The following is a 20,278-nucleotide window of genomic DNA, read 5'->3' as shown; positions in this document are numbered from 1 at the left end:
GGAGCGCCTCTCCTCGCTGGTCGCGCTCTCATCGGTGATCAGGACAGGAACGGCGTCAGCGACGATCTCCTTCGCGAGAGCGCGAAACCTTCCCCCTCCGAGTTCGCCGGTCGTCACAGGAACCCAAAAGAAGGCGCGTTTGCCGTCGACCGTTCGATTCGGTGGACAGCACCATCTCCGGTGGGTATCTTTCTCCGGGTCCCGACCGTCCCTGTCCGAAACCGAAACCGGTGAACCCACCGCCTCCGTAAATGGCGCCTCAAGCAGGGTGACCGTGCTCGCATCCAAGGAAGACGCTTCGTGACAGACATCGTTCCGCTGCGCAAAAACGTACGTTTTCAGCTGCTGTGGATTGGTAGTGCGGTCTCCCAATTGGGGTCGGAGCTCACCAGGCTCGCCATGCCGCTGTTGGTGCTGGCGCTCACCGGCTCGCCTGGGCTGGCAGGCGTCGTCGCCGGAGCTCGGACCCTCGCCTTCGTCGCGGTTCAGATGCCGGCCGGCGTCTGGGTGGACCGGTGGGACCGCCGCCGCACGCTCATCATGGCCCAAGGCCTCCAGGCGGTTGTCTCCGCGCTGCTGACGGTGCTCATCCTCATCGGCCGCGTGGAGATCTGGCAGTTCGTCACGCTGGCGGTGCTGGACGGGCTGTGCGCCGCGTTCATCGGTCCCGTTCAAGACACCGCGATCCGCGGCATCGTCCCGTCCAGCCAACTGCACAGTGCCTACGCGCAGGAGGAGGCCCGTACCCACGCGGCGGGGCTCCTCGGCCCTCCGCTCGGCGGCGTGCTGTACGGGCTGGGGCGGGCGGTGCCATTCGTCGCCGACACCATCAGCTTTCTCGCCGCCACGCTGTTCTACGTGTTTGCGAAGGTGCCGCGCCGTCCGACGGACGAGCCGCAGAACCCGGAAGGGGATGATGACGGCCAGGAGCAGCGACCAAGCCGGCGCGGCATGCGCCGGGAAGCGGCCGAGGTCTTCGCATGGCTGTGGCACCAGCATGGCCTGCGCGAGGTCACCGCGGCGGTGATGGTTCTCAATCTGCTGGGCGGAGCGTTTCTCATTCCGCTGATCGTGCTCGTCGGTGAGCGCGGTGGTGATGCGCGCCTCACCGGAGTGGTCCTGACCGGTCTCGGAATCGGCGGACTGATCGGTGCGCTGCTGTCGGGCCGGATCAGCAGGCTCCTGCCTCCCGGCAAACTACTGCTGGCCGTTGTGACGGTCTTCGGCGTCTCGCTGGCGGCCACGGCACTGCCCTGGGGGGCATGGTGGCCGATGATCCCGTTGGTGTTCATCACCTTGGCGACCCCCTCGCTGAACGTGGTGATGGGCGTGGTCGTCGCGCGTATGGTGCCGCAGTCGATGCTCGGCCGGATGGGCGCAGTCCTGAGCCTGGGCGGGACGGCGCTCAAGCCCCTGGGGCCGGTCCTCGGCGGGGCTCTGGCCGCAGCGCTGGGCGGCGCCGGGGCGCTCGTCGCGCTGGGCGGGCTGCTCGGCCTGACCGCCGCGCTGGCCTCGCTCAGCTCAGAACTGCGTCACTTCACCGGACAGGCTTCCACGGACGGTGGCGACCCCTCGGGCGATGGCGAGGCCCCGCCCCCTCCTCCTAGGTGCGCGGTCTGATGCCGGGAATCGGCCCGGCGAGTATCAGACCGGGTCGTACGGGGAGGCCGTCACCATGCCACCGGTAGTTCGTACACGCCGAAGGGGGCGCCATCCGTCCTGAGAGCCAGCTCGTCGTCTTCGACGGTGATCCGTAGTCCGGGCAGGCGGGTGAAGAGCGTGCGCAGGCTGATCTCGATCTCCGCGCGAGCGAGGTTCGCGCCCAGGCAGGTATGTATGCCGTGACCGAAGGCCAGATGCCTTCCCGTGTCGCGATGAATGTCGAACTCGCCAGGGTGGTAAAAGACGCGCTCGTCGTGGTTGACCGACGCGCCGAGCACGAAGATTCCGTCCCCGGCACGAATGGTCTGGCCACCGAGGGAGATGTCCTCCGTCGCGACGCGATCGAAGGTGAACCAGTCGGTGATGCTGTGGAAGCGCAGCAGTTCTTCGACCGCCGGCCTCCACAATTCGGGGTTGCCCTTCAGTTCGTCGAGCAGGCCGGGGTGGCGCAGCAGCGTCAGCACGCCGAGCGAGATCATGTTCGATGTGGTGAGGTGGCCGGCGGTCAGCAGAAAGAACGCGACCCCGGCGACTTCTTCCCGGGTGAAGGCCCCTGTTTCGAGGAGCCGGCCGACGATGTCGTCTCCCGGGGACTGTGAAGCCTCCTGAACGAGCGAAGCGATGCAGTCCCGCATCTCCACGATCGCGGTCACCTTGGCCAGCGGATCCACCAGCGGGAAATTGTCGGTCGCCCGGATACGGGAGAGAAGAAAGTCGTGGTTGCGCGACGGCACGCCGAGCATCTGACAGAGCGTCAGAGCCGGAAGCGGGAGCGCCACAGCCTTGACGAGATCAGCCTGCGTGCCCTGAGCCTCGACGGCGTCGATGAGCCGGTCCACGGTCCGCTGGATGCTCGGTCGCAGCTCGTTGACTTTCCTCAGGCTGAACTCCTGGACCAATGCCTGGCGGAATCGGGTGTGCTCGGGCGGGTCGAGGTCGACGAATTCGCCTGCCGAATCGCGGGACTGAGCCTCGATCACCTCCGGAAGCGGCGGATCGGCGGAGAACTTCGCGTAAGGATGGCCAGGCGTCGTCGGGCTCGTACTGACGCGGTGATCCTTGAGCAGCGTATGCCCTTCCTCGTTCCGTGTGATCAGCCAGATCGGCCCGCCCGGCAGGTCCACGGACACGACCGGCGCCTCGGCTCTCATGTCGGAGTAGGCCTCCGGCAACGCGAACGGGCAAGTGCGGTCCACGGGAAAGCGGTGGCTCATGGCTGGGTCCCCGCCCATGCTCGCAGCCGTTGAACGAGGACTCCCATGTGCTCGAAGTCGGCCCGCGTCATGGGCGTGTCGAAGAGGACGGTGTGCACGCCTTTCGCGATCACCATGCCGAGGTTCGAGGCGACGGCGTCGTAGTCGCCGACTAGATACGGGCAGTCCGCCTGGAAGGAACGGAAAGGGGTCAGCGTGAAGCAGGAGCCGCTTCCGTCCTCGTTCTCGTTCTCGACCGCCAGGTCTTGTTTCCACACCGAATCGGTGTTCCCCATGCTCAGCCGGAGCATCTCGCGACCTACGGGGTCGTCCGGGAAGCGCAGCCGTGCCACGGTCGCCGCCTCGGCGGCCGTGGGGCGCACGACGACACCCACATTCACCGCGCCCAGGCCGTGCGGGACCTTCTCGGGGGTCGACGGATACATTCCCATCGGGATCGCTCCGAGTGACTTGGCGGTACGGCCGGCGTCGTCGGAGCGTCCGGCAAGGTACATCCTCGGTCGGAGGTCGGCGGGCAGCGACGGCGTCAGTCGCAGATCACTCGTCCGGTAGAACCGGCCGTTCCAGGTGACCGGCCCGCCGTCCAGGAGAAGCATCAACACTTCGGCGTATTCCTGAAGGCGCGCATAGCGATCCCGATGGTCAAGGTCGTCGCAGACGGCGGCCAGTTCGCTCACCGCCGCCCCGGTGATCAAATTCAGATCCACCCTGCGCCGGTAGAGCTCCGCGATGGACAGGAGCGACCGGGCGGCGGCGAATGGGTGGGTGTACAGCGGATTGACGGCGACCATGGGCACGAGGCGACGGGAGGCCGAGACGATCGCAGTCGCGCCGACCCATGGGTCGAGGACGGCGCCTGCTCCGGTGAACAGCAGAACTCCGTCGAGGTCGAACTCGTCCGCCCATCGCGTCACGTCAATGGCCGAACGCGCGGACAACGCGGGATCCGCCACTCGGGGCACCGTGGTCAGAAAGCGGAGTTCAAGGCCCATTCCCAGCCTCTCTAGATTCGACTCACATGCGAAACCGGCGGCGAGAAACTCGTTGTGGCGTTCGGATGGCGACCGATCCTGCTGACCTTGAGACGCTCCGTCCGTAGCATGGACACAGCCGCAGTGAGCCATTCGGTGGCGAATCGTGCACCCACGCACGACCCTGGGCCGCTCCCGAAAGACAGCAGCCCTCGCGGAGACGCCTCCTGCCAGCGATTCGGCCTGAACTCGTCCGGATGAGCCCACACATCCGGGTGGCGCTGAACCGCGTAGACGAATACGTGGATCTCGTCGCCGGTCAATGCCGAGACGGGCCCCACGCTCTGATCGCTTACCACCGTTCGCCGGAGTCGCCACGAAGGCGGCCACAGCCGGAGACACTCCAGAGCGATCCACCGGGGGTCCATGTCACCGAGTTCCCGACGCGGTACCGGTCCGCGCAGAGCCAACTGGCTGTCGGAAAACAGAACGGTCAGAATCCAGGCCAAGGCGATGGACGTCGAGGCGACGAACGCCGCGGTCCGGCGTAGGTACAGGTCGCCGATCCTGGCCGGAAAGTCCGGCTCCCCCTCGAAGCCGAGGTTCGCGGGAAAGAGTTCCGGCCAGGAGTCCGCCAGACACATTCCGGCTTCCACCGAGCTGCTCTCGAACAGCCTCTCGTTCTGCCGTTTTGTGATGGTTCCCAGAATGGTTGGGACGAACACGCTCTCAAAAAACGTCCGCACGGCGCCCTCAAGCTGTTCGCTCGCTCCACAGCCCATGGGAACCTTGAGCGCGTCCACCAGGCTCCGGACGCATATGCGGTGCAGATCTCCGTCACCGGAGAGGATGCGCTCCACGGCGATCCCGGCGGACTTCACGGGGTCCTGTTCGTAGAGCCGCTGCACCACCCACCGGTTCAGCGCCTTCCGCGCCTCGTCCGGCAGCGGGCCCGAACCGTTTCGCCAGAACGGGGGAGTGCGTGCGAGGGATTCATCCGTTCCGGCCAGCGTCGTACGGGCCAGCTCTGGATGGCAGACGATGATTTCGCCGGACAGCGTGCGATAAACCGACCGTCCTCGGCGCCTCTTCTCTATCTTCAGGATTTCTTTCCAGAGATTACTGTTGTTGAACAGCAGGCCCATTGCTGTATCGGCCTCGCCTCGCTCGTCGAAGTGTCTTCCGACCTGGCCGCAGTGACTGGAAAGGCGTCCGGCGGGATCCCTGTGCTCGATGCGGCCGATTCCGGAGGCCCTGGAAGTGAAGCGAATCGCACCCCTTCGGCGTAGCCAATGACCGAAGGTAGTCGTCACTAACGGACCGTTCGAAAGTATGGCAGCCGAACCGGTGTGTCAAGCTCGCGTGTTGATTCATCGGAATCGCCACCTGAGCCTCCGCGCCGCCCGCATGACTGATACCGGCAGCCTGAGCACGACCGGATCGCGTGGCTATATCCGCTCATCCGGCCAGCGACAATGAGGCCCTCTGATGACCGCACGGTCTGGAGGCCGCTATTTCCCCGTGCGGTTGTACTTGTAAGGAGCCTGTGACCGAGTGTGATCGTCGCTCGGGCAATTCCGATGTTTCGCCGTCGAGGACATGTCAAGTGCGGGCGCGGGGAGACGGTCCGATCGCACTGTGCCTCAAGGGCCGGGGGCGTGGTTCTGTGATACTCCGGTCGTCGCCCCGGCGTGCGCCGCGTGTACTCGTACGACACATGAGCCACGATCGCCACTTGGTTTGCTCGCACAGCGTGTCACCTTCGTAAACGCATTTCTCCTGCGCCGTGACCGCGCCCCCGGCCGTCTGCGGTCGCATGCCGCCGGGCGGGGGATTAAGAGGGGTGGCGCCGTACGGACTCACGCGACGGTTCTTGATGAATCAACGCGCATGCTTGACACGCCGGTTCGGCTGGAATACTTTTAAACAGTCTGTTAGTGATGGTAATACTCGGTCACGAACTTCGTTGAAGGGATGCAAATCATGCGAGTGATTCGCTTCGCCGCCAGGGCCGTCGGTATCGGCCGTGTGATGCGCAAAAACCCTACCGGTCGCTATTTCTATCACTACGCCTAAGTCGAAGGCGGACGCGGAGCTCCGTGGACTGTTTTCGGCTCGGACTGGGCACGCTGACGGCCAAGGCTTTTAGCTGACCGCCGGCGTGGCCGGGTACGGATGTGGCGAAGCCTCTGGTGTTGGAGCTGTCGGGGCAAGATTGTTTCGAATATGCCAGGGGCCTCGCGTGTTGTTTAAAATCAGATTGTGTTTCGTTACTGCTTCAAGCCTGACATCGCGTGTCCTTTCCGGCCCGCTCCCGCTGCAGGCGGCCAGGTCGGTATGGCGCACACCCGGCCTCAGAACAACAGGCGGTTCCGGTGCCGTGCCGAAGGCCGCGGAAGGCGTGCTCGTGGCGGCCTTGCCTAGGCGGTTGTCGGCTGATGCGACCTTCGTGGGGCCGGTGCCGTGATTCCCTCGCGTGGTGATGGTGGAAATTCGTGATTGATTATCGAAGTGTGTCGCATTTCAAGGCATTTGGATTCGTCGTCCTTCGCGGACTGCTGACCGAGACCGAGACGGCGCGGCTTCGCGCCGAATCCGTCACTGCCCTGACGGAGGCGTACGGGGCCACCGTCTGGGACGAGGACGTCGACGCGGCCGCGGTGCCCGCTTACGTCGTTCCCACGATGAACGCCGACACTCCGTTCGCCTCCAGCCTGGTGGCCGACGATCCCAGATTCTGGCAGGCGTCACACCACCTCATGGGCGGGCCCACCGTGCCCACGAACAGTGAGGCGACGTGCTACTGCGCGAACACCAGGTGGCATTCCGACATGGCTGCCGAAGTGCAGGGTGTCAAGTTCATGGTCTACCTGGACGCGTGCACTCCCGATTCCGGCCGGCTTCAGGTGATGCCCGGATCTCATCTGGGGGTGCCGTGGACCGCCTTCTGGGAGCATATGAGTCAGGACCCGCACCGGCAGGGAGTGTCGGTGGATTCCCGAGAGTGGTCCATCCCCTCCTATGACATCGAGACGGAGCCCGGCGATGTGATCGCCTTCCACTCCAATCTGCTGCACGCTTCGGCGGGAGGGAGCCTCAGGCTGTCCTGGGACACCTCGTACTTTCTCTATCCCGCTCTGGCCGGCACCGAACAAGGCGAGCTCATCCGAGATGCCATCCTGCATACGGGCGACTATTCAGGACACGCATACGACCACGAAAAGTGGGCGACGTGGCGTGACTGGGTCGCCTCGGCCGACACCGATCCGCGGACGACCGCCGTCCGGCGGCTGGAGCGACTCGGGGTGTTGAAAGTGGAAGGCGCCGATATCGGGACTCCCCGATGGCAGCCCAAGCTGATCAACCCTTTCCCGCTGTTTTCTGGTGCGCCGTTCAAGGCGCGAGGCAAGTAGGTGGTCGGCCGACCGGCCGGGGGCTGAGTTGATGTCTCGGCGGCCTGCCGGCCGTCCGCTGGACACGGAGGGGTTCCATGGAGATCGAGGATCGGCTTCGACGAGTTCTGCATAACGATCTGTTTGTGGAAGCAGGGCCGGATGAGATAGGCGTGGAAGACAGTCTCCGAGCCGTGCACGGCTTGGACTCCCTGGCTTTCGTCGAGCTCCGAGTGCAATGCGAGATGATTTTTGGTGTGAAGATCGAGGACAAGGACTTCTCATCGGAGAATTTCAAGAGCCTGCACACCGTCGCCGATCTCGTGCGCCGCATCCAGGGGCCTGCTGAATCGTGACGGACATCACGACGCCCGAGATGCTGCAGATTCTGCAGCGCGGCCGGGAGCTTCACCTCGACCATTACGCATCCGGTCGCCTGCCGTTCGCCGCCGTGGGCGGCAGCGGATCGCGGCAGCGGATGACCGAGTTGGGCGGCCCCGGCGCGGGCAGGACGTGGGAAGTCCTCGACGCGAGCGGTGGTTACGCTAGCGCCTGCCTGGGCATGGGTCACGCGGCGATGGTCCGGGCGCTGGCCCGAGGCGCCCTGCTGGAGCAGGCCACCGACGAAATCGGCTCCCTGGAACGGGCGCGGCTTCTGATCGAGCTGTTTGGCGACGACGGACTGCTGTCCGATCATTTCCCGCCGGGCGACTACCACGTCAGCGGTCGCAACTCCGGCTCCGAGGGCATGGAACTCGCGATGCGCCTCGTATGGGAGTCACGAATCGACCGTCACACGATGCGGTTATCGGCGGACCGGGGCGAGCGTGATCTCGTCCTCGCCTTCGAGGGGGCCTGGCACGGCTGGACGGGCGGTCTGGTCCAGCTGCTCAACCGGCGCCATTTCCGGGTGGGTCTGCCGGGCGCGGACACGGCGCGACCGTACGGGATAGCCGTCGACCACCTGCCGTTCGGTGACGCGGACGCCCTGGAAGCGTATGTCGCGGAGAACGGTCACAGGCTGCTGGCCGTCGTGGTCGAACCTGTCCAGGGCGACGCGGGGATTCTGCTCCCTCCTCGCGGATATTTGCGCCGATTGGCCGACCTGGTGCGCGACAGCGGCGCACTCCTGGTGGCCGACGAGGTCCTCACCTTCGGCAAGACGGGTGCGTTTCTCGCCATGACGGACGAGCACGGTCCGATTCCGACGGATGTGACGGTCATCGGGAAGAGTCTCGGCATGGGGACGGTGCCGGCGTCGATGGTCATCGCGCGGCGTTCGCTCACCGTTCGCGGCTCCGGGGCGGTGGCGACCTCGGATCTGCGGCCGATCGCCTGCGCGGTGATCCGGGCGGGCCTGGAGGTCATTGTCGGGAACGATCTGCTGAACCACTCCGCGATTCTCGGCAAGCAACTCGGCATACTGCTTCGGAAAGAGCTCGTCGAGGCGTTTCCGGCTGTGTACCGGGAGGCGCGCGGTGTCGGGGTGCTGCACGGCGTCGAGCTCACCGAACCCGCCTCGGCGAGAATGGCCGGCCTGCGCGAACATGTGATCCGAGCCGGTGTGTACGTCGAGTTCATGGCGGGAGCGGGCCGGCGAACAGGCGGTCAGCGCTATCTCTTCCCGGCCATGCGCATCGCACCCCCGCTGATCACGTCCCCGGCGGAGATCGACGAGATGGTGGACAGGATCGTCGCCGGCTCACGCACGTTTGTGCGGGCGTCCGAGTGAAGGAGTTTCGTGAGATCTTCCGATCGGTGGAACACGTGGACACCGACGCGTCGGGTGTCCTGCACTTCGCACGGTACGCATCGCTCCTGGAGACCGCGGTCCTTGAGAATCTCGACCGACTCGGTTTCGGACTCGGGTGGCTCGGCTTGAAGGGATTCGAGCTGGTCGTCGCCGAGCTGCAGATGAAGTACGTGAGACCCGCCCGATACGCCGACACGTTGCGTATCGCAACCACGGTGGAGCATGTCGGCGGAGCCGCGTTCCGGCTGGCCGGGACCCTGTGCCGCGACGGTCGCACCGGGCCCGAGGAGGACCTGCTGGCGCGCGGTCGTCTCGTGATGTGCGTGGCCCGTCGTACCGACGGTCTGGCCGTACCGTTGCCGGACGAGGTCCGATACGGGCTCCAGGCCTGTCTCGCGGGAGGCTCGGATGACTGAGGAGACCCCCAGCACGCTGGGATTCACCGAGATCAAGCAGTGGTTGCGACACCGGCACCCCATGATCTACATCGATAGGGTCCTGGACTATCAACCGGGCAGGCGTCTTCGCAGCCTGACACTCGTCTCCGGAACGATGGACGTCATCTCCGGACACTTCCCAGAACGGGCGATCTATCCGGGAAGCCATCTCATCCAGGCGTTCGCGCAATCCGGCATCATCCTCTACCAGATGAGTACCTCGATGCTCGAAGACGACGAGCTGAGCCTGATCGGTTCGATCCAGTGCAGGTTCACGAAGATCGTCGTGCCGGGCGACCGGATCGTCTTCGACGTCAACTCCGACCGTCTGATCGAGAACACCTTCCACTTTTCGGGCCGGGCCACTGTGGAGGGCCGATCGGTCGCGGCCTTCCGCGCCTCGCTGATCCGCGTCAAGGTCGACGAACTGGGGCGACAGCTGTGGTGAAAGAGGCGGTGGCGGTCACCGGGATGGCCTGGGCCACAGCTCTCGGCACCGGCCTCGACGACGTGTGGCTGAGGCTGCTGCAGGGGCGGAGCGGGTTGCGCGAGGTCGAGTCGGACCATCCGCTGCGCAACCTGTTGGCGGCCCCGCTCGACTCCCCGCCCCAGACCTGGGACCCGCTCCGCAGGCAGGTGGACCTCACCTCGGCGACCCTCACCAGGGCGATGGGCCACGCCGGCCTCGGCACGCGTGCGGATCCCTTGATCATCGTCGGCACGAGCTTCGGCCCGCACCTCGATGATCCCGATGTCGACGGGCTGCACGCGTGGGTGGCCGAGGCGTCGCTGAAGTCCGGGGTATCCCGTCCGCCGCTCTCGTTGTCCTCCGCGTGCTCGTCCGGATCCGATGCCATCGCCGTGGGGGCGCGGCTGATCGAGGAAGGCGAGGCGCAGGCGTGTGTGTGCGGGGGCGCCGACATCCTCACCCCTGCGAAGCGCCTGGCGCACACCGCGCTCGGCACCATGTCGCCAACGCTGCTGCGCTCCTTCGACCGGCGCCACGACGGCACACTCCTGGGGGAGGGGGCCGCGTTCTGCGTACTGGAACCACTCGGTTCCGCCCGGCGGCGGGGGGCGCCCGTCTACGCGATCGTGCGCGGGAGCGGCGCATCGAACGACGCCGCGAGCATGGCGGGACCGGACCCCTCCGGCGACGGCGTCCTGTTGGCCCTCCAACGGGCGCTCACCGCGGCCGGGGCCGTCCCCGACGAGGTCGCCGTGGTCAACGCCCATGGTTCGGGCACACAGGCCAACGATTTCGTCGAGGCCATCGCGCTGTCCCGGCTGTTCCGAGGAGTGCGGAAGCCGGTGGTGTTCGCCACGAAGGGAGCGTTCGGCCACACTCTCGGGGCAACCGGCGCGATCGAGGCCATCGCCGTCGTCATGGCTCTGCGCAGGCGTGTCGCCCCGGCCGTATACGGGCTTGACGACCTGCCGCAAGACTTTCCCCTCCCCGTTCCCGTCGGCGGTCCGCGTGAGCTCGGTTCCGGCCTGGGCGTCAGCGTGACCCTCGCGTTCGGCGGCTTCAACACCGCTCTCGTCTTTCAGGCGGTGCCCGGCGATGTGGGGTGACGATTCCCGGCTGGACGTCGTAGCGAGCGCACGGATACGCGGCTCCGGGAACGACAGTGAAAGGCTGGGGCCCGCCATCGGGTACACCGACCCCGTCGCAGGGCTGATCGCCAAGGCGGTACGGGAGTCGCTGGTCACTCTCGGCGGAGCGGACGGACTAGGAGAACGCTCGGACGTCGGCGTACTGGCGGTCAGCGAGACGGCCACGAGACACACGCTGCGGCAACTCGCGGGCAACGTGAGCAGCGGAAGACTGTCGCCCGCGCGGGTCGCGGGCGCGACCGCCGGAACGCTGGCCGGGTTGACGTGCATCGTCTTCGGGTTTCGCGGGCCGAGCCTGGTGCTGACGTCGCCGCCGGACGCCGTGCGCCGTACGACGGCGATGATCGCGTACTCCTGGCTGGCAAGCGGCTGCGGACATGTCGTCGTGTGCGAGCACGAGATCGAAGCCAGTGCCGATCATGACGTGCGGGTAAGCGTCCTGCGGCGTCTCGACCGAAGATAAGACATGACGACCGCTCCTGACCTTCCTCCGTTACCCGAGGTCGAGACGTACCTGGACGGCGTCGTCGACCTGGACGCCGACGCGCGGACGCCGGTCTCGGCGGGGCGGATCGCCCACGAGCTGACCGGTCGCGGCATTCGAGCCGGAGAACTGGTCCTGATCCGCATGCCGAACGGCACGGCCCTGCTGGCGTGCTTCTTCGGCGTGCTCTTCGCGGGCGGCATCCCCGCGCTGCTCCCGTTGAGCACGCCGACCCCACGGGTGCGCGAACTCGCCGCCGCGTTGGGCGCCCGCCTGGTGATCGTGCCGCGAGGCGCCGTCGCGCCCGTCCCCGGCGAACGGCAGGGCGTGGGCGTGGTCGACTGCGTCAGGCTGCCGCACGTCGAACCCGAACGGTACGAGCGGGACGACGTCGTGCTCCTGACCTCGGGAACGTCGGGAACCCACAGCGCATGTCTGCATCGCGTGTCCTCGCTTCTGCTCAACGCGCGCCGGCACGCCGAATCGGTCGGGCTGAGATCCTCCGACACCGTGTTGGTGAACCTGCCGCTCAACTTCTCGTACGCCTTGGTCGCCCAGGCTCTGGCCGGCCTGCTCACCGGAAGCCGGCTCGTGCTGTCGCCTCCACTCCTGAGCCCAGCGGCATACGCCACGGTGCTGGCCGATCACCGGATCACCAGTTCGTCGCTCACTCCCTACCTGGTGCGAACCCTGCTGACCCCGGATGGGTGGCGGACTGGCTCGCTGCGGATGCTCACCGTCGGCGGCGACGCGCTGGAGCCGGAGAACGCCCGGCGGCTCCTGCGGCAGGCGTCAGACCTTGAGCTGTACCTCACCTATGGACTGACCGAGGCGGGCCCGAGGGTGAGCACGCTGGCCGCCCACCGCGAGCCGGCCGAGCGCCTCTCCTCCGTCGGCCGGCCGCTGGATGGAGTGCGGGTGACGTTACGGGCGCCTGACGAAAACGGTGTCGGTGAGCTGCTGGTCACCTCCGACACCGTGATGCGCCGAAGGCTGGGCATCGTCGAAGGCCGGTCGGATCGCGGGCCGGTCGATCACCGGCAGCTCGTCACCGGTGACCTCTTCAGCATCGATGGGGATGGATATCTCTACTTCTGCGGTCGCCGTTCGGAAGGTGTGGTGGCCCACGGCCACAAGGTCGCGTTGTCGTCGGTCAGGCGGATCGCCGACACTGTGCCAGGAGTCGCGTGGTCCGCCACACGGCCGTATCGCGCGGACGGAGGTGAGACATGGTACGAGCTCGACCTCTATGTGAGGGAACCGGAGCCGCACGAGGTGGAACGGCTGAAGCGGGCCGTACTGCGCCTGCTCGCCCGAGCCGAATGGCCGGCGCGCATCACGGTATTGCCCGCATACGGCAGGACGCACAAATGATGCACGGCCCGCCGATCAAGGGTCGATCAGTGCGGTGACCTGTTCTGTGAGCCGCCGTCGATCGACCTTTCCGTTGAGGTTCAGAGGCAGCCTTTCCAGCCGCAGGAAAAGTCGAGGCACCATGTAGGACGGCAGCCTGTCGGCCAGAAACTCGCTCAACTCGTCTTCGGATACATGCGCTCCGGAATAGACGCCGGCGAGGTCGAAGATTCCCGCCTGGGCCTCATAGGGCACGACCACGACCTCATCCAGCCCGGGATGACCGCGCAAGGACGTCTCGATGTCGCCCAGCTCGACACGGTGTCCCCGTACCTTCACCTGGTTGTCCAGGCGTCCCAGGTAGAACAGCTGACCGTCCCGGAGCGCTATGCGGTCGCCGGTGCGATACCAGTGGGCCGGCGTCAGCTCTTCGGCCTCGCCGAAAGGACCCAGGCCGTCACCGCTCCAAAGGACGAACGGCCCTCGGGGCTGTTTGGGATCCAGGTATCCGTCGAATCGTTGCGGTCCCCGCAGCAGGAGCTCTCCCTCGTCCGCCGCCTGGCCGTTTTCCCCGACGACGGCCCACTCGATCGACGGGTGGGGGCGCCCGATCGGCAGGCTCGTCGTCGGCTCGCCGGGCCATTCCGAAGGCGACGCCGGCAGGTCGTAGACCGCGGACGAGACGGTGATCTCCGTCTGGCCGTACACATTGGCGATTCTACTGTTGGGCGCCGCCTCCTGCCATGCGCGGATGTGGTCCACGGTCAAGGGCTCTCCGCAGAACATGCTCCATCGAAGCGTTGGCATCACGCCTGGGGAAAGCTCACCCAGCAGGCGGGACATCGTTATGGACGACGGAGTCGAATGCCAGTGGGTGATCCCGTGCTCGGCAATGTGCCGCGGCGGGGTGAGCATGTCCGTCCTGGACGGCACGACGACCGCTCCGCCCGAACCCCATGCGAGAAACATGTTGAACACCGACAGGTCCCAGGACAGTTCGGAGGTCTGCGCGACGCGCGCTCCCGGACCGTCGGTGAAATGCTCGACGATGTACGGCAGCCAGGAGGCGATGTTGCGATGCCTGATGGGCACCCCCTTCGGCGTGCCTGTCGATCCGGACGTGAAAACGATGTAGGCGAAGTCGTCGGGGTGCGGAGCGGCCGGGGGAGCGGAGGCTGTCCTTGAGCCGTCGGTGAAGTCGGATCCGTTGCCGGTCATCGAGACGAGTGCCACGCCGGTTTCCGCGCGCAGCGCGGCGGCGAGTTCGGCCTCGGATTCCGTGAATGCCAGCGCGTCCAGTTCCGCGAGTCGAATGATCTGGGCACTGCGGGCGACCGGATGCTCGACGTTCAGCGGGACGACCGTGGCTCCCGCGCGCAGCACGGCCAGGTAGGCGATGTATGTGGCGGCGCTGCGGGACGCGAGAATTCCGATCCGCCGAGGCCGTCCTCCCCTTCGTCCGGCACTGTCACCCACGATTGCCGCCCGCGCTGCGCCCGACGCTTGAGCAAGGGCCGAATACGTGAGGTCGACGTCGCCGACACTCAGTGCGAGCAGTTGTGGATGGGCATCGGCCGACCTGTCGAACCATTCGTACATCGCCAGATTCAAGGACACTTCCCGTTCCCTTCTGACGCGGCTCGCGCCTCGCTGCTCGACGCCGTGGAGGGCGTCTAAAGCCGCTGCCCGTCCAGCTTGCCGGACGGGGACATCGGATGTCGATCCCGCGAAAGCGATTTGCTTAAGCCATTGTGCTGAGCCTGTGTTAGACGCGGCCGTCGCGGGGACGTCACCGCCAGGATATGCGGGCACTTTCCGGCCTTTCGATTGACATAACGGAACGACCGCGTATCTTGATTTCGGAGCGCGTTTTCGTTGCCGACGCCGCTGCGGAAGGGGTGCGGTCGCGGTGCCGGGCCGCCGGCATCGGTACGACTTGCCGGACTGGAGGCTGATCAGGCTGCGTAAGAGGTCTCAATTCGCCATCGACTTATCACAGCGCGTAGGATCGGGGTCCGTTGCGGCGCGATTCGCGTCCCCAGACCCGATTCCCGGGTGGGGGCCGCGTTCGCTCGCCGAACTGGTGGCCGCGGCAGCCGTTGTTGTGGCGAGGCACACGGGATGTGCCGACGTCAGGCTCCTCGTTCGCGACAATCGGAACGGTGTTCATCCGATCGTCGCGGGTATTTCCGAATCGACTTTCTCGGAAGTCGCCGCCAATGTCGCCGAACAGCTCGGCGGTGTCGATTCCGCTGATTGTCTCGTGGCCTTGGTGTTCGACAACTCGGCGCCGGAATCGGGAAAGCATCAGCCGCTCGCGTTATCCGTGCAGGATGGGCGCGTCACTGCCGCCTATGACGGCGAGCTGTTCTCGGAAGCCGCGATCGAACGTTTTGTGCGGCACGTCCACGTGGGGCTGACTCAGGGCAACGGGTGGACCGGCCGCGTGTCGCGCCTGCCGCTGCCGGTTGAGTCGCCCGCCGCGGCGGTACCGTCGCCCTCCTCCGGCGACCCGGTCACCTCCCTGGGGCGTGTCGCTCGAATCGATCCCGGGCGTGGAGCCGCCGCGGACGCGATGAACGCGCTCACGTACGGCCGGCTCGCCGCGGTCGTCGAGGGCTGCGCGCAGGACCTTCGAGCACCGCGTTTCAGCGACGCCCGTGTCGGCGTACTGATGGATCACGATGTGCACGCGGTGGTGGGCGTGCTGGCGGTTCTGCGGTCGGGGCGGACCTTCGTTCCGCTGAACGCCGAGGAACCCGGTGGCCGACTGACGAAAATCGTGGCGGACGCGGACATCGCCGCGATCATGTACCCCCGCAGGCTGAAAACGGTGGCCGAGCGGATCTCGAAAGGCAAAGAGCTGATCGAGTTCGACATCTCGGCGCCGGTCGAGCCGTCCCTCGCCTCGGTGCCCGCCGATGCGGAGCAGGCCGCCTGCCTGCTGTACACTTCGGGGAGGAACGGCCGGCCGACCGGAGTCGTCCAGAGTCGTAGCGGTGCCGTCTCGCATGCGGCCACCTATGCCGCCACCACAGGACTGCGCTCGGACGATGTCGTCGCGTGTCTCGCCTCTCCAGGTTCAACCACCTTTGTCGTGAACCTGTTCGCCACCCTTCTGGCCGGCGCGTCACTTCGGATGGTCGATCCGGCGCAACCCGTTCACGCGCTTCGGTCGGCGCTGCGCCGCCAGGCCGTCAGCGTGCTCCACTCGACTCCGACCCAGATCCGGCTTCTTCTCGACGGACTGGAGGAACGGGATCCGTCCCTGGCCGGCGTCCGCCTGCTCGTCCTCGGCGGCGAACAGGTCGAGCCGGACGACGTGCGGCGCATTCGCGCGGTGATTCCCGGAGCCGCGATCATCAACAGTTACGGCACGGCGGAGTGCGCGGTCGCTCTGCAGCACCGTGTGAACGACGCCGATGCGAATCACGCCGCGATCGCGATCGGCAGTCCCGTACCCGGCGTGCGATCGGAGTTGCTCGACGCCGACGGGGAGCCCACCGAGGTGTTCGGCGAGATCGCCCTCACAGGCAGCGGTGTGGCGCATGGCTACTGGAGGCGGGACGAGGCGACCTCCGAGGTGTTCGGCCCCGCCGACGGCGAGACGCGAACGTTTCGAACCGGCGACCTCGCATGGCGACGTCCCGACGGGGCCCTGGTCCTCGCCGGACGAACCGACCGCCGGCTCATCGTGCAAGGTCACCGGGTGGAGCCGGGTGAGATCGAAGCCCAGCTCCGCGCACACCCCACCGTGGCTCAGGCGCTCGTGGCCGACGACGCGTCCGATCCGCGGGCCTTGGTGGCGTACGTGACGGCTGTCGTCGCGTCCGCGGCGGACGCAGCCGAGCTCATGCGCTACCTCCAGCGCCAGATGCCGAAGTGGAGCCTGCCTTCGCGGGTAGAGGTCCTCGACGTCCTTCCCATCGGTTCGGACGGCGAGCCGGACCTGCTGCGGCTCCGGAAGCAGCCGCAGGCACCCGCCTCCGGCCTCGGTGACGCCCCCGCCACCGAGGGGGAACGGGCCGTGGCGGAGATCTGGACGAAGGTGCTGCGGCGCACCGACCTGCGGGTGGACCAGCACTTCGTGCGTCTGGGCGGTGACTCGCTCCAACTGGTGCGCATGATCGCACTGGTGAAGGAGAGGTTCGGTACCAAGCTGGAGATCCTTGAGGTGCTACGCGATCCCACCATTCGCGGCATCGGCCGACTCGTCGACGACCAGGCGATACCCGAAGGAGAGCGCTGACATGACACGCCTGATCATCGGTAACGGGCTCATCGAGGAGATCCGCACCGACAACGGCCCGACGGGGTGGTGGATCCAGCGCCTGGCCTGGTTCGCCCAGGAGGGCGACGTCATGGTGCTGCCGGTGGAGCCCGACCCGGAGTTCCTCGCCTATGTGGGCGGGCTGACCGGTGTGGATCCGGAGTCTTGGACGGTTGTCGTGGCTCCGCGGCCGGAAGGTGCTCGCGACGACGAAGGCGTTCTGACGGCTGAGCGGCTGGACTCCGAAGACCTGCAGGACATCCTCGGGAAAGCCCTTGAGATGCACGAAATCGACGAGGTCTTCGCCGTCTGGCCGGACGTCTCCGTCGCACGTCTCGTCGCCAGACTCGGCCTGCGTTCGGCGTTGCCCGGGTACGGATTCATAGAACAGTCCGGAGGGCCTCTCGTCATCAGCAAGGCGACATTCCGCGCCATCGCCGCAGGTGTCGGCGTTCCGATCCCGCCCGGCGCGGTTCTCCCGTCGCGCAGTGTGGCGCTGGATGTCACGGAGGAACTGCTGCGCCGCTACGACACGGTCATCCTTAAGCACGATTGGATGGCGGGAGGGCGCGGCAACGAAATCCTCAGCGCCGTCGACGGTGTCCGGCCGGTCGGCGCGTCGCGGGTCGTGCCGGTCGGCGGTCGCGGCGACCTTGAGTCCTACTTCGCCGAACACTGGTCCTGGCTCAGCAGCGACGGCCGCGCCCGTCCGGTGGTCGAGCAGTTCATCCCGGACAGTTCCACCTACTTCGCTGAGTTCAAGATCGACGACAGCGGGGTGACGCGGTGTGGAGGCGGTGAGGTCCTGCTGGCGCCGCAGATCGCGGCCTTCGTACTGCCCGCGCCGTACATGACGCCCGAGATCGAGGCCGCGTTCGACGACGGAGCATCGAAGCTGGCGCAGGCGGCCAGGGCCATCGGCCACCGCGGCTACCTCAACCCGGATGCGATCGTCACCCCTGACGAAGAGGTGTTCTTCACCGAGTGGAACGGACGGCTGTCGGGAGGCACCCATGTCATGAGCGGGATCGGCGGGACGGTCGTCGGTCCGTCGTTTCCCTCGGAACGAATGATCCTCGACCGTGTCTGGCCGCCGGGTTGGTCGGTGTCGACGTTCGAGGACGCTCGCCGGAGACTGGAGGAGTCCGGCCTCGCCTACGACCAAGGCCGACGTGAGGGAGTGATCCTCACTACGCCGTTCGACGGCCAGGGCGCGGTCATGTACTGCATCGTGGCCCGCGACGCGAACCAGGCCTGGCAGATCGATCACAACATGGCCGCCGTGTTCGCGCACAGAGTGCGGGGGCGGTGATCCGATGCGGACAGTCCGATGGGGCGATGGCTTGATCTCGCCCGCCCTGGGTCTCGGATGCGCAGAACTCGTGGCAGGCGGCCTCACGGGTGATCGCAGGGCACGCAGGGTCGTGTCCCGGGCGCTGGACCTCGGAGTGACGATGCTGGACACCGCGGACGTCTACGGGCCCGAGGTCGGTGGGAACGAGGAACTCGTGGGGCGAGTCATCGCTCGCCGCCGGGACGAGGTCGTACTGGCGACGAAGTTCGGACTGCGGCTTCGGCCCGACGGCCCGATCCAGGTGGACTCCACCGCGGAATGGGCCAGGCAGGCTTGCCGGCTGTCGTTGCGGCGGCTCGGTGTCGACCACATCGACCTGTACTACCTGCATCGCAGAGACCCCGCTGTTCCCATCGAGGAGACGATGTCGGCGCTGGCGGATCTCGTACGGTGCGGCGACATCCGTTATGTCGGTCTTTCTGAGGTGAGTAGCGCGACTCTGCGCGCCGCGCACGCCGTCCACCCCGTCGCGGCGGTCCAGATCGAGTACTCCTTGTTCACCCGCTTCGCAGAACGAGAGCTGCTGGCGACCTGCCGGGAACTGAGGGTCGGAATCGTCGCCTATCGCCCACTCGGCCGCGGCATGCTCACCGGACTGCTGGGTAAGCCGTCCGACCTGCGCGCATCCGATGTCCGCCGGAACAGCCCGCGCTTCCACGAGTCGAATCTGGCCAGGAACCTCACCCTGCTGAAGCTCATCCGCGAGGTGGCGGACAAGGTGCCGTGTACGCCGGCACAGCTCGCCCTGGGCTGGTTGCTCGCCCGCGGCTCCGACATCGTCCCGATCCCCGGCATGACCCGACTCGAACACCTGGAAGAGAACAGCAAGGCCGTCGACCTCACGATTCCGGCAGAGTTCCTCGCCGAACTGGAGGACCTCGCCGACGGGGTGGCCGGTGAGCGGTTTACGCCGGAGCAGATGGCACTCCTCGATGGTTGAAGTCCGGTAGATCCAGGGGGTGTATAACCTCACGGCCCCAGACGGCCCGGTCCCGACTCTTGCGTTTACATGAACTCGGGGCTTTCGAGGGGGCCCAGCGGTGAAAGGTGCCGTCGGCGTTGTAGCTGGGGCCGTCGCCGCCGTACAGGGTGTGCTTGCCGTTGCCCTGGTGGCGAGCACGACCGCTTCGACGTGGGACTCGATGCCGAACTCGGCCAGGGCGTAGTGGAGCGTCAGGCAGCCGTCCACGCAGTGCGCTGCGCCTTTGCCGTCCTCGGCGAGGTTCCATAGCGAGATCGCGGCCACGCCCACAAGCGGCAGCGTCTGCGGCGGGGCGTTCATCATCAGGGTCGTCACTGTCTCCACGCTCATGCGTACGCGCCGGCCCAAGGACGAGCGGCTGTGGAGTGGGGTGCGTTCGGGGCGTCGACGCCGGGCCGTCTTGTCCTTCTTGGGGTTGCGGCGAGCTGCCATGATCTCGACGATAAGGACCTATCCGGCAAAAGCAATCAGCGTTGGAGCCTATCGATGCGTAACGACTTCCCGGCTGGGACGGCTCTGATGGTCATGGCGGGCGACACGGGCGGCTGGGCGCCGCTGGGCAGTAGCGGAGGGTTCGGCCGGCACGGGTCCGGCTGGGGCCGCAGCGTCGTCGGCGACTGCTGACCGGCCGACAAGATCCCTAGCGACACGAAAGCCCTGAGGATGGGGGGTGAGCGCGCTGGGACCTGGGGCGGGCTAGGAGCTGTTTCTTAGATCTCCTGACGGTGAGCGCTGGTCTTGTCACTCTTGGCATATGGGTCGTGGTGATCTGACGAACGTCGAGTGGGC

At 66.7% G+C, this 20,278-nt stretch carries 17 protein-coding genes; 13 read left to right on the top strand and 4 right to left on the bottom strand.

Translation table 11 applies throughout. The annotated features are described in order from the left end of the window. Window positions 1-300: 300 nt before the first annotated feature. Window positions 301-1,620, top strand: a complete 1,320-nt coding sequence (locus ACWENQ_RS45040; protein ID WP_452419680.1) for an MFS transporter — start codon at window positions 301-303, stop codon at window positions 1,618-1,620. 50 nt (window positions 1,621-1,670) lie between these two features. Here the strand turns inward: ACWENQ_RS45040 and ACWENQ_RS45035 are convergent, their stop codons facing one another. Genes ACWENQ_RS45035 through ACWENQ_RS45025 form a run of 3 tightly spaced genes read right to left on the bottom strand, consistent with a single transcriptional unit; the run spans window position 1,671 to window position 4,992 of the window. Beyond that, window positions 1,671-2,876: a cytochrome P450 gene (locus ACWENQ_RS45035; protein ID WP_449922796.1), complete on the bottom strand. Its 1,206-nt coding sequence runs from the start codon at window positions 2,874-2,876 to the stop codon at window positions 1,671-1,673. After that, a complete protein-coding gene (locus ACWENQ_RS45030) occupies window positions 2,873-3,868 on the bottom strand; it encodes an LLM class flavin-dependent oxidoreductase (protein ID WP_449922794.1) in 996 nt (331 codons plus the stop codon). Before ACWENQ_RS45030 ends, ACWENQ_RS45035 begins: the two co-directional genes overlap by 4 nt. Before the next feature lie 11 nt (window positions 3,869-3,879). Beyond that, a complete protein-coding gene (locus ACWENQ_RS45025; RefSeq protein ID WP_452419679.1) occupies window positions 3,880-4,992 on the bottom strand; it encodes a cytochrome P450 in 1,113 nt (370 codons plus the stop codon). Window positions 4,993-6,342: 1,350 nt separating this feature from the next. Here ACWENQ_RS45025 and ACWENQ_RS45020 point away from each other — a divergent pair. From ACWENQ_RS45020 to ACWENQ_RS44985, 8 genes are all read left to right on the top strand, one after another. Continuing rightward, window positions 6,343-7,260, top strand: a complete 918-nt coding sequence (locus ACWENQ_RS45020) for a phytanoyl-CoA dioxygenase family protein (protein ID WP_449922790.1) — start codon at window positions 6,343-6,345, stop codon at window positions 7,258-7,260. Window positions 7,261-7,337: 77 nt separating this feature from the next. Then, window positions 7,338-7,595 carry an acyl carrier protein gene (locus ACWENQ_RS45015; RefSeq protein WP_449922788.1) on the top strand — a complete coding sequence of 86 codons (258 nt, stop codon included), beginning with the start codon at window positions 7,338-7,340 and terminating at the stop codon, window positions 7,593-7,595. After that, window positions 7,592-8,971, top strand: coding sequence for an aminotransferase class III-fold pyridoxal phosphate-dependent enzyme (locus ACWENQ_RS45010; RefSeq protein ID WP_449922786.1), 1,380 nt, complete (start codon window positions 7,592-7,594; stop codon window positions 8,969-8,971). The genes ACWENQ_RS45015 and ACWENQ_RS45010 overlap by 4 nt, the downstream gene beginning before the upstream one ends. Before the next feature lie 35 nt (window positions 8,972-9,006). Continuing rightward, on the top strand, window positions 9,007-9,408 hold the full coding sequence (locus tag ACWENQ_RS45005) for an acyl-CoA thioesterase (protein ID WP_449922784.1): 402 nt from the start codon (window positions 9,007-9,009) through the stop codon (window positions 9,406-9,408). Then, window positions 9,401-9,877 (top strand): 3-hydroxyacyl-ACP dehydratase FabZ family protein, encoded by a 477-nt coding sequence (locus ACWENQ_RS45000; RefSeq protein WP_449922783.1) that lies wholly within the window; start codon window positions 9,401-9,403, stop codon window positions 9,875-9,877. The genes ACWENQ_RS45005 and ACWENQ_RS45000 overlap by 8 nt, the downstream gene beginning before the upstream one ends. After that, window positions 9,871-11,004 (top strand): beta-ketoacyl synthase N-terminal-like domain-containing protein, encoded by a 1,134-nt coding sequence (locus ACWENQ_RS44995; RefSeq protein ID WP_452419678.1) that lies wholly within the window; start codon window positions 9,871-9,873, stop codon window positions 11,002-11,004. The genes ACWENQ_RS45000 and ACWENQ_RS44995 overlap by 7 nt, the downstream gene beginning before the upstream one ends. Further along, complete coding sequence (locus ACWENQ_RS44990; RefSeq protein ID WP_449922780.1) at window positions 10,994-11,509, top strand: hypothetical protein; 516 nt, start codon at window positions 10,994-10,996, stop codon at window positions 11,507-11,509. The genes ACWENQ_RS44995 and ACWENQ_RS44990 overlap by 11 nt, the downstream gene beginning before the upstream one ends. A gap of 3 nt (window positions 11,510-11,512) precedes the next feature. Beyond that, complete coding sequence (locus ACWENQ_RS44985) at window positions 11,513-12,904, top strand: class I adenylate-forming enzyme family protein (RefSeq protein WP_452419677.1); 1,392 nt, start codon at window positions 11,513-11,515, stop codon at window positions 12,902-12,904. Window positions 12,905-12,919: 15 nt separating this feature from the next. Here ACWENQ_RS44985 and ACWENQ_RS44980 read toward each other — a convergent pair whose 3' ends face one another. Next, window positions 12,920-14,482, bottom strand: a complete 1,563-nt coding sequence (locus ACWENQ_RS44980) for an AMP-binding protein (RefSeq protein WP_452419676.1) — start codon at window positions 14,480-14,482, stop codon at window positions 12,920-12,922. Between the two features lie 484 nt (window positions 14,483-14,966). On the opposite strand from ACWENQ_RS44980, the gene ACWENQ_RS44975 reads away from it, so the two are divergent. The 4 genes from ACWENQ_RS44975 (at window position 14,967) to ACWENQ_RS44960 (ending at window position 20,113) form a co-directional block, all read left to right on the top strand. Then, on the top strand, window positions 14,967-17,132 hold the full coding sequence (locus tag ACWENQ_RS44975; protein ID WP_452419675.1) for an AMP-binding protein: 2,166 nt from the start codon (window positions 14,967-14,969) through the stop codon (window positions 17,130-17,132). Window position 17,133: 1 nt separating this feature from the next. Next, window positions 17,134-18,465, top strand: coding sequence for a preATP grasp domain-containing protein (locus tag ACWENQ_RS44970; protein WP_452419674.1), 1,332 nt, complete (start codon window positions 17,134-17,136; stop codon window positions 18,463-18,465). 4 nt (window positions 18,466-18,469) lie between these two features. Continuing rightward, window positions 18,470-19,447 carry an aldo/keto reductase gene (locus ACWENQ_RS44965; protein ID WP_449922770.1) on the top strand — a complete coding sequence of 326 codons (978 nt, stop codon included), beginning with the start codon at window positions 18,470-18,472 and terminating at the stop codon, window positions 19,445-19,447. 528 nt (window positions 19,448-19,975) lie between these two features. Then, window positions 19,976-20,113 (top strand): hypothetical protein, encoded by a 138-nt coding sequence (locus ACWENQ_RS44960; protein WP_452419673.1) that lies wholly within the window; start codon window positions 19,976-19,978, stop codon window positions 20,111-20,113. Window positions 20,114-20,278 lie beyond the last annotated feature (165 nt).

The organism is Nonomuraea sp. NPDC004354 (genome assembly GCF_053602555.1).
The sequence above is the reverse complement of the archived record's forward strand: the minus strand, read 5'-3'. Positions and strand labels throughout refer to the sequence as shown.